The sequence below is a fragment of the Aeromonas sp. 1HA1 genome (genome assembly GCF_029237385.1).
In the GTDB taxonomy this organism is placed as follows: domain Bacteria; phylum Pseudomonadota; class Gammaproteobacteria; order Enterobacterales; family Aeromonadaceae; genus Aeromonas; species Aeromonas popoffii.
In genome coordinates, this window is record NZ_JAACGC010000087.1 from 1 (window position 1) to 15,089 (window position 15,089).

Annotated in this window: 12 protein-coding genes; 5 read left to right on the forward strand and 7 right to left on the reverse strand. The window is 56.1% G+C overall.

Annotation, left to right across the window (positions count from 1 at the left end; genetic code table 11):
• Positions 1-121: 121 nt before the first annotated feature.
• Both GWQ22_RS18960 and GWQ22_RS18965 read right to left on the reverse strand, forming a co-directional pair.
• Positions 122-307, reverse strand: a complete 186-nt coding sequence (locus GWQ22_RS18960; RefSeq protein WP_275931280.1) for a hypothetical protein — start codon at positions 305-307, stop codon at positions 122-124.
• Positions 308-699: 392 nt separating this feature from the next.
• Complete coding sequence (locus GWQ22_RS18965; protein ID WP_275931281.1) at positions 700-2,091, reverse strand: GNVR domain-containing protein; 1,392 nt, start codon at positions 2,089-2,091, stop codon at positions 700-702.
• Between the two features lie 168 nt (positions 2,092-2,259).
• Between GWQ22_RS18965 and GWQ22_RS18970 the strand changes: the two genes are divergently transcribed.
• Genes GWQ22_RS18970 through GWQ22_RS18980 form a run of 3 tightly spaced genes read left to right on the forward strand, consistent with a single transcriptional unit; the run spans position 2,260 to position 5,233 of the window.
• Positions 2,260-3,375, forward strand: coding sequence for a glycosyltransferase (locus tag GWQ22_RS18970; protein WP_275931282.1), 1,116 nt, complete (start codon positions 2,260-2,262; stop codon positions 3,373-3,375).
• Between the two features lie 32 nt (positions 3,376-3,407).
• Positions 3,408-4,601: a glycosyltransferase family 2 protein gene (locus GWQ22_RS18975; protein WP_275931283.1), complete on the forward strand. Its 1,194-nt coding sequence runs from the start codon at positions 3,408-3,410 to the stop codon at positions 4,599-4,601.
• On the forward strand, positions 4,598-5,233 hold the full coding sequence (locus tag GWQ22_RS18980; protein ID WP_275931284.1) for a sugar transferase: 636 nt from the start codon (positions 4,598-4,600) through the stop codon (positions 5,231-5,233). The genes GWQ22_RS18975 and GWQ22_RS18980 overlap by 4 nt, the downstream gene beginning before the upstream one ends.
• 820 nt (positions 5,234-6,053) lie before the next feature.
• Here the strand turns inward: GWQ22_RS18980 and GWQ22_RS18985 are convergent.
• From GWQ22_RS18985 to GWQ22_RS19005, 5 genes are all read right to left on the reverse strand, one after another.
• Complete coding sequence (locus GWQ22_RS18985; protein WP_275931285.1) at positions 6,054-7,055, reverse strand: glycosyltransferase family 4 protein; 1,002 nt, start codon at positions 7,053-7,055, stop codon at positions 6,054-6,056.
• A gap of 82 nt (positions 7,056-7,137) precedes the next feature.
• Positions 7,138-8,625 (reverse strand): SpoIIE family protein phosphatase, encoded by a 1,488-nt coding sequence (locus tag GWQ22_RS18990; RefSeq protein ID WP_275931286.1) that lies wholly within the window; start codon positions 8,623-8,625, stop codon positions 7,138-7,140.
• Positions 8,626-8,635: 10 nt separating this feature from the next.
• On the reverse strand, positions 8,636-9,304 hold the full coding sequence (locus GWQ22_RS18995) for a capsular biosynthesis protein (protein ID WP_275931287.1): 669 nt from the start codon (positions 9,302-9,304) through the stop codon (positions 8,636-8,638).
• A 1-nt stretch (position 9,305) separates the two neighbouring features.
• A complete protein-coding gene (locus tag GWQ22_RS19000) occupies positions 9,306-11,411 on the reverse strand; it encodes an SLBB domain-containing protein (protein WP_052449302.1) in 2,106 nt (701 codons plus the stop codon).
• 430 nt (positions 11,412-11,841) lie between these two features.
• Positions 11,842-12,192, reverse strand: coding sequence for an STAS domain-containing protein (locus tag GWQ22_RS19005; RefSeq protein WP_052449301.1), 351 nt, complete (start codon positions 12,190-12,192; stop codon positions 11,842-11,844).
• 332 nt (positions 12,193-12,524) lie between these two features.
• Here GWQ22_RS19005 and GWQ22_RS19010 point away from each other — a divergent pair, with 332 nt between their 5' ends.
• Both GWQ22_RS19010 and GWQ22_RS19015 read left to right on the forward strand, forming a co-directional pair.
• Positions 12,525-13,016: a molybdopterin-dependent oxidoreductase gene (locus GWQ22_RS19010; RefSeq protein ID WP_042034131.1), complete on the forward strand. Its 492-nt coding sequence runs from the start codon at positions 12,525-12,527 to the stop codon at positions 13,014-13,016.
• A gap of 8 nt (positions 13,017-13,024) precedes the next feature.
• A complete protein-coding gene (locus GWQ22_RS19015) occupies positions 13,025-14,854 on the forward strand; it encodes an ATP-binding protein (protein ID WP_275931288.1) in 1,830 nt (609 codons plus the stop codon).
• Positions 14,855-15,089: the final 235 nt, after the last annotated feature.

Below are 15,089 nucleotides of genomic sequence, written 5' to 3' on the forward strand. Positions count from 1 at the left end.
CGGCCGCACGATGAAGAGCAAAAGTTAGCATGATCGTTACCATGTTCGGGAGTCACATAGGAGATCAGATCCTGGAAATCGGGAAAAGTGCCAATCAGTTCACAATATTTGTGTATAAGAGTCAGGCTTTGAGTAGCTCGAGTTCCTTGCTTGCGTTTCTTTGCAATTCATTTTTATGTGCGTCGAGCTTAAGCGCATATTCATGGCTAATTGAGTTTTTTATTTTTTCTGACAAGTAACTCTTAGCGAAGAATATCAACCCTCCAGTTACTGCCGCGCTAGTAGTTATACTTGCAACTACTTCCATTACTAAACCTGCCAAATTAACCTCCTACCAGTCAAAAGCAATTAGATGGAAGGCGCTATTAATTTTTTAGCAGCGCCTTCCATCTTACTCCGCCCCACCACTCGTCATCACAACCAATAAATCATTTTAAAATCACTGCATTACCAACCAGCATCTGATTTATAAATGTATTATCAACGCCCTACGCAGGTTCCACTTGTATCACTGGATAAAACCACCGTCAAGAAACGGAAATAGAAAATGCAGCCTCAATCCTCTTTTATGGGCTTGCCATGACTTTTACTCCGTCATCTGTGCGATATAAAAAAGGCCTCATCAAGAGGCCTTAACAGGAATATGCAAGTTCAGGATGGCTGGCATTGCGCCAACCTTCGCGGCTATCAGCCCGGCTCCTATGCCAATGGCAGTACCTGACCAGCACTGCTGGCTGGATAGCCCTGCGCGGGCTCGCAATAAGGGATCCGGCTTAGCACAGGCGCATTGACAAGGTTTGCCAACTGATCGGCGCGACGCAGGCTGGTATCCGCCAGCTCGGTCAGCAAGGCCAGACCACAGCCAAGCCCCAGCCCCCCCACCACACCGGCGATCAGAAACAACCAAAGCGGGTAGTTGCTCGGTTTGCCAGGCGCAAACGGCTTGTCGATGACCTTGATCCGTTCGCCAGGCTCGAAGCTGCCGAGCGCCCCGGTCACCTTGGCTTTCTCGTAGCGCAGCAGCAGATCCTGATAGAGGGTGCGCTTGACCTCCAGGTCGCGCTCCAGCTCCGCCAGCTGGCGCTCCGTATCCCCTTGGGAATCCACTACCCCGGTCAGTTCGTTGAGTTGCGCCTGCAAACCGGCGACGTTCTGCTCAGCCTCGGCCAGCTGTCGCTTGGCCTGTTCCCACTCGGGCCCTATGGCTGCGTCAGGCTTGCTCTTGAGCCGCGTCAGCTCCTGCTGTAACTGGCCAATTTGGTAGAGCAGCGTCTGCACCTGGCTGTGTTCGTCGCTGTAACGTACCCGCAGCAGCGCCAGTTCGGTCTGCATCTGCTGCAGTTTCTCCTCAAGGCTGCGAGCCATAGGCCCTTGCTGACCAAGGGATAACTGCTCAACCTGGGCTTTGGCCTGTTGCAGCTGGAGCTGGCTCTCGGCGTAACGATCCTTGAGGCCATAAAACCGCGCAGCATTGGCATTTTGCTGCGCTGGCAGGGCGCTGGCGTGCTCACGTTTGAAGTCGGCCAGCGACTGCTCGGCCCCCTGCAACTCAGTGCGACGGCTGTCGAGCTGGCTTTGCAGGAAACGCTCGGAGGACTCGGCTGACTGACGTCCCTTGTTGAGCAGGTTGAAAAAGAAACGGCGCGAGATGGCCTCGAGCAGGCCGGCACTGTTGGCGGCGGAGTCAGCCTTGACCTTTAGCTCGATCACTTCGTCTCCGATCAATTGGATAGACACCGAAGTGGAGAGCCAATCCATGATGGCATCGCGCTTGGCGGGAGGCGTGTCGTCATTCACCAGCCCCCGATCCCGCGCTACCCCGTCCATCACATAGCGGCTACGCAGCATGGCTTCCAATACAGCAAAGCGATCTTTAAGGCTCTCCTGGGTGAGGAGGTCCTTGAGGGTCGAGGCCTGATTGGAGTCCTGCGGCACCATAAAGGTGGTGCGGCTCTCGTACATCTTTGGGGTCATCAGACCGATCGCCCCCCCCACCAGCGGCATGATCAAGATGGGCATCAGGATCAGATAGCGGCGCCGCCAGGCGGCGAAGAGAATGATGTAGAGGTTGTAGTAAAACTGGGTTGGCATGATGTCACTCCCGACAAGACGGCTAAGGCATACAATCAAATGCAAGGGCGGTGCCAGTAGATAGAAAGCGGGCACAATTCTCATACGCCCTCGACCAGAGTTGGTACAGGATTCGCATAGTCACCGCTACGGGGCGAAGGCGTGCTCCATTCAGGACAGGAGAACACCATGCAAATGCTCACTTCACCAGCCCCTTCAGTATCCTCACAGTCCGCCATCGTGCAAATCGTCCAGCACCTGCAACCCGGGGGACTGGAAACCATGGTGCTCAACCTCAGCCAGGCCAACGAGTGCCACCAGCCCATGCACATCATCTCACTGGAGGGCACAAAAGACACGCTGCTGGCAGCCTGGCCAGCCCTGCGTCCCTTTGCCGAGGGGATCCACTGCCTGGACAAACCAGCCGGCTGGTCGCCCGCCACCCTCTATCGTCTCATCCGTCTGCTGCGCAAGCTGCGCCCGTCAGCAGTACACACCCATCATCTGGGCCCTCTGCTCTATGGCGGACTCGCCACCCGGCTGGCCCGGGTGCCAACCCTGGTGCATACCGAACATGACGCCTGGTATCTGGACGATCCTCGTCAACGCAGGCTCGCAGGCCTGGGGCTGCATGCCTTCCGGCCTATCCTGGTGGCCGACGCCATCCCGGTCGCCAATCAGTTGCAGGCAAGGCTCGGCAAGCTGACCCCATTGGTGATCCCTAACGGCATCGATGAGCAGCGTTTTACGCCCGGCGCCAGCGAGCTGGCTCGCCAGACCCTGGGCTTGCCGCTCGGCGTCCGGCTCATCGGCTGCGCCGCTCGTCTCGAAACCGTCAAGGGCCACGCCCTGCTGCTGGACGCCATGGCCACACTGCCCGATGAGGTGCATCTTGCACTGGCCGGGGTGGGCAGTTTGCAAAATGCATTGCAGCAGCAGTGCCAACAGCTGGGGATCGCCCATCGGGTCCACTTTCTCGGTTTGGTCGAGCAGATGCCCCGCTTCTACCAGGGGCTGGATCTCTTCTGCCTCCCTTCGCTGGCAGAAGGGATGCCCCTGTGCGTGCTGGAGGCCCAGGCCTGTGGCGTCCCCGTGGTCATGAGTGCGGTGGGCGCGGCGGCAGATATCGTCTGTCCAGCGAGCGGCCAGTTGCTAGAAGAGCGCGATCCCATCCGACTGGCTCAACTTCTGGCACAAGGGTTGCTCAAGTCTTGTGGCCTGCGCGCAGCCACCAGAGCATTTGTCTGCGAGCAAGGCAGTTTGAGCCAGATGGCTCATGCCTATCAAGCGCTGTACGTCCGTTGAACTGACGGTAACCTTCGACAAAGGAGTATCACATGGTGTGGATAATGATCCTGTTCTGGCTATGTGCAGCCTTGGTGGTCTACCACCATGTCGGCTACCCCCTGCTGCTGAAATATGTTGGCAAGCGCGCAGGTGGGCGGGTCCCCCCCCCGCTCCCGGTGAAACGTGGCTTCAAGGCCGAGGCCAGCGACGCCGCGCTGCCGACCATTACCCTGGTGATGCCCATCTACAACGAGGCGACGACCCTGGCGGCCAAGTTGCAGAATCTTGCCAGTCTCGACTATCCGGCCAACAAACTCTCCATCCATCTGCATTTTGATGGCTGCAGTGATGAGAGCTACCCCATAGCCCTCTGCCAATTAGGCGATCCTGCACTGCAGCAATTGCACATCCGTCTGTTCGACCACCCCTGCAATCGCGGCAAGGTGGCGGTACTCAACGAGGCAATGACCCATATTGAAAGCGATCTTGTGGCCCTCACCGATGTCTCTGCCCTACTCCCCATAGACAGCCTGCTGTTGGCGGTCGCCCATTTTCAGGACCCAGAGATCGGGGTAGTGGGCGAGGCTTATCGCTTCTGGCAGCCCGGTTCCCAAGGGGAAGAGAGCTACTGGCACTACCAGAGCCAGATCAAGCTGTGCGAATCAGCCCTTGGCAGCATGCTGGGCGCCCACGGGGCATTTTACATGATGCGTCGGGAGTGCCTCACCCCGCTGGCCGCAGATACCATCAACGATGACTTCATGCTGCCGATGATGGCCATCGCCAAGGGATACAAGGCGGTCTATGACAATCGCTGCTCAGCCCTGGAGCTCGAGGTATCCGATGCCCTGCTGGAAGCCCAACGGCGCAAGCGTATCGGTGCTGGCAACACACAGCAGCTGCTACGCCTGCTGCCTCTGCTGCACCCCAGATTTGGCTGGGTAGCATTCAACTTTGCCAGCGGCAAGGGACTACGGGTACTGATGCCCCTGTGCCTGACACTGCTGTGGCTGTGTGCGATTCCGCTGGCAACGCAATCCATGCTGTTTCAGGCGCTGCTGGTGCTGCAACTGCTGGGGTATCTGCTGGTCACGTTAATCCATCTGACCCCCCTGTACAGCTGGCCCACTCTGTTTCGCAAGATCCACTATCTGGTACTCGGACATTGGTACAACGGCATCGGCACCCTGCGCTACGGCCTGCGGATGCTGGTACACCCCACCACACAGGAGAGAGCAGCATGAAACACCCAATTCCAACAGCAACACTGGTGATCAAACGCATCATGGATCTGGTGGGTGCCAGTCTCGGCCTGCTGTTAACGCTGCCGCTGTGGCCCTTGATCATGCTGGCTATCCGGCTGGATAGCCCGGGTCCGGTGTTCTTTCGCCAATTGCGGATCGGACGCAGCCACGAAAGCCATACCGAACTGTTTTTCATGATCAAGTTTCGCACCATGCGCGCCGACGCCGAAGCGGCCACGGGGCCGGTCTGGTGTGGCAAAGGGGACAGCCGGATCACCCGCAGCGGTGACTTTCTGCGCAAAACCCGGCTCGATGAGCTGCCGCAGTTTATCAACGTACTCAAGGGTGACATGTCTCTGATAGGTCCCCGTCCGGAGCGGCCCGGGATCGCTAACCGGCTGGAAGAGGCAGTGCCTTTCTTTATCGAACGCACCTATGGGGTGGCTCCCGGCATCACAGGTTTGGCTCAGGTCAATCAGGGCTATGATGAGTCGCTGGATGATGTGCGCAGCAAGCTCGCGTTCGACCTTGCCTACTCGGTCGCGCTGATCCATCCCTGGCGCTGGCTGGTGCAGGATGTGCATATCATCGGCAAGACGATCGCCATCATGGTTGGCAAGAAGGGGCGCTAATCCCGCCACCCGCCTCAACAACAGCCTCAGGCCATTGCCACTGCAATGGCCTTTTTTATGAGGCATCCGACGTGGTCGTGCACGAGGCGACGGCTTGAACGCCGTCATGTCGCTACCCATCCATATTGCAGGCGCTCATGTCACCTTGAGCAACGAGCGGTGTCAGGGCCGGCCGATAGCAAGGAACCATGCCCCATCACATAAAAACGAGTGGCAAAAGCCATAATGCCCGCCAGGTAAGCATGTCGCGCCGCTAACCAATCTGTGCTGCTTCGAACGATGCCAAGCCCCACATAGCTGGCCACGATGTCGGCATGACACGCGACCCGCAGACAAGGGATATGACGTTCGCCGTTGCTGTGGTTATCGGAGGCGACGGGGTATCAAGGCCCCCATTGCCGGCGAGGCATCGATAGCAATGAGTAATACGCGATGGGATCGTCACTCTGGATCATCGCGCGAACTCATGGTTGCTCGCCGGTTTTGGCAAGCGCAGTCTGCGTTTCGAGCGACGCTGGATACCCATCTCGCTTGGCAGACGCTGGCATGTGCCCTTATCTGCCTGCACTTGGTTAAGCTGTGTTGTTAGCGGCTCTTATTGTGACTGAGTATTTGAAATGTTGAATAACAGGAGCCGCGCCAGGGTGAAATAGTCCATTTGGCTGAAACCCTTGCCCTGACGGGTATCCAATAAAAAGAGGGAGGCATCATGCCTCCCTCACTCTTTGGCCCTATCCCTCTCAGGTTGAGACTCACATTCTCTTAACTGACTGGCATTATGGCCAACACCACCCGTTTTACCGGGTATAACACCCGTTCTTCAGGCACTGTAGACGGCCAGAATATCGGTCACTCTGTGGTTCACGCTGTAACCCCTGGCAATTGTTCTGCGAGCCGCCTGACTCATTCTGCTACGAGCCGTCTCATCGCTGCGCAGCCAGTAGTTGACCAGCCCCGCCATGTCACGAACATGGCCAGGCTCTACCAGCCAACCATTTGATTTGTGATCAATCAGGTTAACCAAGCCGCCCACCGCAAAGGTACAGACAGGTATGCCATGGGCCATCGCCTCAAGGGCAACCAAAGGCAATCCTTCAAAACGGGAGGTAATACAGAGCAGGTCTATGTTATGCCACTCACTGGCCATGGTTTGAAAGCCATGAAGCTGCACGCGATCGCCATACTGCTGCCACAAGGTGCTCTTCATGGGGCCATCCCCGTAAAGATGAAACTCCCCGTCCGGGCAAAAGGCGGCCAACTGACAGAACGCTTCTGGTCCCTTTTCCGGGGAGAGGCGGCCGACAAACGCCACCCGGTTACCTGCAACCGATGCCGGAGTCGTCGGCATGGGCACAAAGTTGCTGATCACCGTACTCGGCACAGGCAATCTGCGAGCGATTGGCTCACTGACTGCAATACACTTCGCAAAACGCGCGGTGAGACGATCCAGCCAACTGTAGAACTTCAGCCAGCCCTCACCTTCATCACCACTGTGAAAAGTAGAAACAACCTGCTTGCCGCTACACCAGGCGGTGAGCCGACCGAGCACTCCGGCCTTGTAACCGTGGGTATGAAGCAGAACGGATCCCGGCTGGCAAGCCAGCTGCCGCATGAAATCCCGGCTGTTGCGGCACACCCTGTATGGCAACCCAGCCCGCCGGAGCAACGCGATAAAAGGGGTCATACCGTGGTCGGCTACCAGCACTATGGTGACCCCCAGTCCCCTTGCCAGCAGATCGCTGGCGAGGTGTGTGATGTGAACCTCGATCCCGCCGACCTGACGGGCATCAATGGCAAGCCAAACCTGCTGTGTTGGCAACATACATGTTCTCCTTTTGTGGCCCCAAGCCACATCCAGCAGGTTATTGCATAGAACGGGCCAGCCTGGCTGGGAGAGAGCAGGATCAGGGGGAGGGACAGGCAATCAGCAGCAGGGTCATGTCATCCGGTGCACTGTCAGCTCTGTCGTCAAACCAGTTGGCGATACGCTGAGTCAACCGATCCAGGTTGGGTTCGTGGCTAAGGCAGATTTGCTGCAACTGCGCCTCCCACTGCTGGCGCTCGACAGCATTGCGGCTCTCCAGCAACCCGTCGGTCCAGAACAACAAACGTTCCCCCGGAAGAAGCCGGTGCTCGCAGGTTTCGAAATGGGGATCCGGTCGCAGGCCGGGCAATGGCCCGGTGACGCCAAGCTGATGCATCTCATCCGTTCCTATTAGCCAGGGCGCCGGGTGTCCCGCACTGGCCCAGCGGACCCATCCCTCTTCACCGAGTTCAATGCAGAGGGTGGTGAGCAGGGTCGCCCCAAGCAACGGATCGCTATGGACGGCAGTGGAGAGCGTTGTCAACAGCCGGGCGGGTGAGCACTGCTCGCTTTGGGCCGTCAGCAGACCACGCAAATAGCCAGCATAGGCGTGGGCAAAGAACTTGGCCTCAGCATCGTGCCCCATCACATCCCCAAGCCAGAGCACCCGCTCCCTGACCAGCAGAAAATCCCCCCCGCCCACAGCAGCGGCTCGGGTCTGTAATGCCAGCTGATAACCATGGATACGACTGGCAGGCAACAAGGGACGCAGGGCCGAGGTCATCCGCTGATCCAGCTGATCCCCCCACTGAGACTTGAGCTGGACCGAGCGTTGCAACACCCGGGAGACAGCCAGCAACAGTGCCTGCTTGGTGATGGGCTTGGTCAAAAAATCATCTATGCCGAGCGCGCCGGCCCTGCTCTGGGTCCATTGATCCTGATGACCGGTCAGGAAGATAAAGGGCACACCGCGCATTTTGGGGTCCTTCATCAACTGCTGACGCAGGCCAAAGCCGTCGATACCCTCCATCTCGATGTCGGAGAGCACCAGCGCCGGGGGCTGACGCCCTAGCGCCTGCAGGGCTGCGAGAGGATCGGCATAGCTTTCGACCCGATATTGACCGTGAAGATACCCGGTCAGCAAGGTACGCATCACCTTGTCGTCGTCGATCACCGCCACCACGGGCTCCTGCCTGGCACAGCCACGGGCCCGCAACATCACGCGATTACGATTGCCTTGGTGGCTAAAGCTCACCTCATCAAACAGCCGGTATACCAGAGCCAGACCGTACCCCCCCTCCTGCAGTTCGTCCGGTAGTTGTGTCGCAACGAGGTTAGGCTGGGGGCCACCATCGTCGTCAAGCAGAAGACTTAATCCAGATTCATCCTGTTGCAAAGTGAGCCAGAGGTGGTGAGCCGGCGGCTCTGCATACCGCACGACATTGGTGGCCAACTCGCTGAAACAGAGCAGCCAGTTGGCCTGATCCTGGGAGGGGACCTGAAACAGCGCCAACCCCTGTGCCAAGCGGCCGCGCAGTTCGCGCACCGACTGCAGGGTAGCTGGGGCAGATCGCAACCACTCTTCCATAGGCACTCCCTCAGATCCTGAAATTGAGCAGGGCGCTGCGCCGGCACCAACGCTTGAGCCACTCGGTCAGCCGGTTGTTCGGCAGCCGGTTGAGCTCACGCAAGATCTCGCTGGCAAGCCCGGGGTTAAGGCGATCGTTAAACACGGCACCCATCAGGTTGGCCTCGGTCCGGGTCAACTTGTCCACGGCCCTTTGCACCATGGCAGTCGGTGTAACCCCGGCCAACACAACCAGCACAGCGCCCTCGCAAGCCCCGCAGACCTGATCTGCCGGGATATTGCCCCGGTTGAGGGCATTGAGGGGGGAAGTATCAAAGAGCACCACGTCATAATGTTCGAGCCAGCGAACCAGCAGTTGGCGCAGGGTATCCTTGTTGCGAAAAGCCATCAAATCCTTACCGGGTGCCGGCAGCACCGCAAGGAAGTGGCCCCGACTCAGCGGCTCCGGTACATCATTGGGCCCCCAGGCCTGGGTTGCAGGGCGACCGGGGTGATACAGGTTGAGATCCACCAGCAGTGTGTTGAGCCCGTCCGCTTCTGCTCGCCGGGCCAGCGCCTCACAAATGGTGCTGACCCCTTCCCCCCCTTCGGCCGAGGTCACCGCCAATGAGCGGATCCCACGACCCAGGGTGGCGGCATAGAGCGACTCCAGCTCAAGGTACTGGATTGGAATGCTCATCTCACAGGGTTCCCATCAGAGCGACCACCGAGATAGTGGTGAGAATGTCCCGCATTCCCTCCATGAAGATGGCCCAGTTACTGCTCTTGCTATCTGGGATGAAGACGGTGTCTCCTACCCGCAGCACCGGTAGCTTGCTGAAATCAGGCTCCTTGGCAAAACCGTCCAGATCGAAGGTACGAGCCTGATCCCCCTGCCCGCTCACAGCCATGTTGATCACCACTATCTTCTTGATGTAAGCAGAGCTGGTTGGCCCACCGGCCTCCGCCAGCAGATCCAACAGGGTCATGGAAGAATTGAAGCGATAGCGGCCGGGTCGGGCAACCGCCCCTAGCACCCGGATGGTGTCCTCCTTGGGTTCATCAAGCCAGGGGCGGTTTTTCTCCGGCAAGTAAATGGAGTCACCTGGCAGCACCTTGGGCAGCAGGGTTTCATCACCGGTCTCGAAGTAAAGGGCCAGATCCAGCTTGCTCACCCGTGCCGTACTACCATTGCGATGGGCGATGCGTACATTGCGCAAGTCCGCCATGGCGCTAGGACCATCGGCCGCGGAGAGTATGTCGATAAAGCCCATCTGATCGTTGAATGCGTAGCGACCGGGAGCGCCAACCTGGCCGAATATATAGATGGAACTGTCCGGTGACTGGCGTACCCACTGAGATTTGTTGTCGCTGGGATCGGTGGGCAGCTCGGGGATCATGATGGTAAAGCCGGCATGGATCGTTGGCAGGCTGGCGAGCGCGCCCCCCTGATGCAGAAACTTGTCGAGATCGAAGAGGGTCGGAGTTGCCATCCCCCCATCCGCCTTCAGGATCTGTACTTTGGCAATGTCGGCGCGCTCATTGGGGCCACCGGCATGGGCAATCAAATCAAGCAGAGACATCTCATCAGACCATTCATAACGACCCGGGATACGTACCGCCCCCATCACCATCACCGCCCGTCCGGGTGCCACTTTTAACCAGGACTTCTCGTTAATATCGGTCTTTTCCGGGACAAAAATCGCGTCGCCGGGTTTGATTTGAGGCAGCGCCTTTTGCGTACCTTCGGTGTAAGCCTGCAGATCGATCGGTTCGACCGACCCATCGGTGCGCAGTAAGCGGATTTGGCGACTCTCGGCATAGCGGGTCGGACCGCCAGCGTTGGCCAATATGTCGAGGAAGGAGTCCCCCTCCCGCCCCTCATAGGCGCCAGGTTTGAACACCTCTCCCATGATGTAGATGGTGCGAGCCCCCCGCTTGATTTGCTCTTCATCCTTGGGGATGAAGATGGTGGCCCCGGGGGCCAGAGTGGGCAGCAACTTATTGTTACCCGAGTCCAGGTAGGCTTTGAGATCGAACAACTCGGGGGCATCGCCATTGATCACCCGGATCCGCTCCACCCCTGCAAAACGAGTCACCCCTCCGGCCCGCATCAGCAGATCGACGATAGAGTTGCCACTTTTAAAGCTGAACGCACCCGGGCTGTTCACCTCGCCAAAGACCTTGATAGCCTTGCCGGTGTCACCATCCCCCCCTGCCGCCAGGGTTGCAGCATCAAAATCAATCTGGACGTTGCCGATGAGAGGAGAGGCTGGCACGAACACCACATCGAGGGATTGCAGCGGGGGCAGCAAGCTGGCATCGCCGGTATCGAGATAGTGCTTGTAGTCGAAGTTGGAGACAGTATCGCCACGACGTACCTGCATGTTGTTGAGCTGGGCACCCGGCACCAAACCACCAGCCGCATCGAGCGCCATCTGTACATTGCCATCGGGTGCCAGATCATAGCTGCCTGGCTTTTTGACATACCCCATAACACTAATGAGCAGACGCTTTTCCAATAGCGTGACTGTTAATTGGGAGAGGTTATTGTAGATGGGCTTGAGGGCAGTACGGATAATCTCATCCGCCTGCTGGAGCGTTTTCCCCCCCACCACTACAACGCCCACCTCGGGGAGTTTCACTTCCCCTTGCTTGTTTATCTGGAAAGGCTGGTCAAAAGCAGCCTCCCCTGGCTGCACTATCGCCAGTCTATCCCCGGGAGCCAACAAGGTGGTCGCCAGCAGCGGACAGGCAAACAACAAGAAAACAAAACAAATCAATCCTTTGATAGCGCCCCGATTCATAAACATCCTTTTGCTTGTTACGTGTGCCTCCACTGACGCAAGGGAAGCCCCGACCAATCTGTGCTACAGCCTTCGCTGACTCTCTCTTCAAGATGCAAACGTACCTGTTGTAACGATTGTGCCAGCATCGTCTGACGCCAGGCAACCTCTGACCAGAGTCGACCATGCATATCCCGCACGATGTCAACACGTTGAGATTGCAACTGTTTCAACCCTGCGGGCATGCACTCACGCAGATTGGCTTGCTTCAATGTGGCTAGCTGCTTATCTAGCTCCTTTTGACGCTTATCATAACGTAACCAGATCCGCCGTTCATCCTCGTTCCGTGGCAATAGGGTAGGCCTTACCTCGGCAAGCCCCCCATAACCTTCAGGTGGCCACTGGGCGCAGCCGGATATCAGCAAGCATATCCACAAGGCACACCACCTTTTCATGATGTTGCCGCCATCATGCCGCAAGAGAGCATATAAACTTTGATACTCTCATGGCACGGGATGACTCTGTCTATATGTAACATTTCCAATAAGTCATGGGGTTGACCTGGGCCACAAATAAGCTCCAGACGATGACCTTTCATAAGCAATCTTTTATACAGGAAGACCAGGGCCCCAATACCCGATGAATCAATAAAATGGACGTCACGAAGATCGGCTAGTACATCACCAGAGTACTCTGATAACCGCTCGAACAAAGGCCGTAATTCGCTGACTGCCATCGCATCAAATTCATTCTCCAGTGCGATGACTTGGGTGTCATTGAGGGTGTAAGTCATGCTTTCCATGTTCAGCTCCTTGTTTATACCTAGACAGCTCACTTTCACGACAGTTGAAGCAATGCAAAGGCTGTGCCGGATCAATAAGCCCCATAAGCTCCCAATTTATCGTCCACAAAAAGCCCCACTTGAGACACGCACCCCTATTTTAGTTACTAATTTGCAACATGAATCCACCTTTTGTTGCAAAGTGCAATGAAACTGGAGCCAATGTCCTCCCTCCCTGCCCGGCCTGGCCGCAAACTGGCGTTTCTCACAGATCGGCCCGTATATTGCTTACTCTCCCTTGCCGATGCTCACCATTGCCAGTATCAGCTTCGAACGGATTGATGGAGGAAGATATGAAATTCACTTTGTATGTCGCACCGCTTCTGGCCACCCTCTGCGGAGTCGTGCAGGCCACCCCCTCCCCCGACAATGCCCTGCTCAGAGTAGAAGGGAGCATCACTCAGCCCAACTACCAGCAATTGGCCTTGTGGGATAGTGCAATGCTGGATCAACTGCCCGAATATGAAATCAAGACCCACACCCCTTGGTACGACGAGGAGAAAACCTTCCGGGGTCCGCGGCTCAGTGACCTACTGGCCAAGGTCGGCGCCAATGGCAAGCAGCTAACCATCACCGCCCTCAATGACTATTCCGTCCAGATACCCGCCAGCGATGCCAGCCAATACCAAGTGATCCTGGCCCGTAGCATCAATGGCAAACCCCTCTCGGTACGCGACAAAGGGCCACTATTCCTCATCTATCCCTTTGATCAATATCCTGAGCTTCGCAACAAGCTCTACTACGGTCGGGCCATCTGGCAGATCAGCCAGATCAAGGTGGAGTGAGGTATATCATGCGATCCATAGCTGCGAGTCAGCGATCACTGTTCGTGGTGCTCTGCGTCCTGTTGCTGGCCTTTGCCGGTATTGGCACCATCCAGTATCGGCAATTCCAGGACCTTCATCGCAGTACCACCCAAGGTGAAGACAACGTCATGTGGAACTATTTTCAGCTCTACAACGAGGCGTTGCGCTTTCAAAACTCACTGCAGCATGACTCACAGGCTAAGTTTCAGCTCAGGTACGACATCATGGTTAGTCGCATGGACCTGATACTGGAGAGTAAGGATCGCAGCCTGTTGCAAGAGACCCAGATATATCAACAGGCCAGCAAGGCGATCCTCAGTTACATTGCTCTGGCCGATATCTGGCTTGGACCAGATAAGGTCACACAACTGGACCAGACAGCGCATCAACAGTTAAACCAAGAACTGGAACAACTGCTCCCACTGCTTCATCAACTGACACTGGAGGTCAACCAGCAGGCGACCTTATTCGACGTCATCCGGCGCGATGGAGTGCGAGAGCAGATCATCACAACCACACTGATCGCTACCTTGCAGTTTGCCTTGCTGTTTGTGCTGGCCCTGCTCATATGGCGCCAAATGAACACATCCCATCTGCACCACAAACTGATGCAGCAACTTAACGAGAAGCTACTCCAGGCCAACCGTGAAGCAGAAGCCGGTCAGCGGGCCAAAAGTAGTTTTCTGGCCAATATGAGTCACGAAATCCGCACCCCCATGAACGGCATCCTTGGCATGCTTTCACTGCTGGCAGATAGAGAGATGGCCCCCAAGGAACGAGACTATCTGGAGACTGCTCGGGAGTCGGCCAACCACCTGCTGGGACTGCTCAATGACATCCTGGATATTTCCAAGTTGGAAGAGGGCCGGATCGAACTGCTCCTCGCACCCCATCATTTACCTCATCTTTTGGAAGATATCCGGGTGCTGATGCAGAGTAGCTGCGACGAAAAGGGGATCAAACTAAACCTGACGTTGGCCCCTGAGACACCAGAATGGCTGATGATGGATCCCCTGAGGGTACGTCAGATACTGTTCAATCTCCTGAGCAACGCCATCAAATTTACCCATCAGGGTGAGGTCAATATCAACATAGATAGTCGGCCACTGGATAAAGACTGCCATTCGATCAGGATTTCAATCCAGGATACGGGTATTGGCTTGAGCAAAGATCAGATAAAAAACCTATTTCAACGCTTCTCCCAAGCCGATGCTTCCATTACCCGTCAATATGGTGGTTCCGGCCTTGGCCTGGAAATATCCCGCAATCTCGCGCGTTTAATGGGAGGCGATATCTCGGTCGAGAGTCAAGATGGATTTGGGAGTACCTTCACCTATATCTGGCCTGCCCAAGCGACCATACCTTCCATTGTTTGCTTACCCTCCAAGTCAGTTAATCAGGAGAGCTATCGTATTTTGCTAGTGGATGACAATGCCACTAATCGCAAGGTAATAGGTGCCATGCTCGATTCTGTCGGCCATCAGGTCACACTGGCGATACAAGGAGAAGAAGCATTAACAAAATTGACACAAGCTACGTTTGATCTGGTATTGATGGATGTCCAGATGCCTATCATGGATGGCTTGGCGGCTACCACCCAGATACGACAATCCTCAAAACCTTGGGCTAACATTCCCATTATTGCGTTAACTGCTGATGCCATGCCAGAATCCAAACAATACTATATGTCACACGGTATGAACGGTTACATTACCAAACCGGTAAATAAAGACGTACTTATCAGTGAAATAAATAAACATATATTTAAAAAGAAAATGTCAACTCAAAATCTAATGCATATATCATCATTGCAATGATAATATCCCCATATCCGGGTAATGCTAAACATCCGGTCATGCCTACATTCTGGTGATAAGGCATGGTGATGCTTTTGAGACTCAGTTATTTATGGCATGGTTCACTGCCCAGGGCGAGAGCGTGAACATATTGTTAAAATTCACCCAATTTGTTGAGGCCAGCATTGAGTACCTTTTCCAGGTATTCACTGCTCATTCCTGCAATCTTTTGCTTCCGTCTGATGCTCGCTTTGCG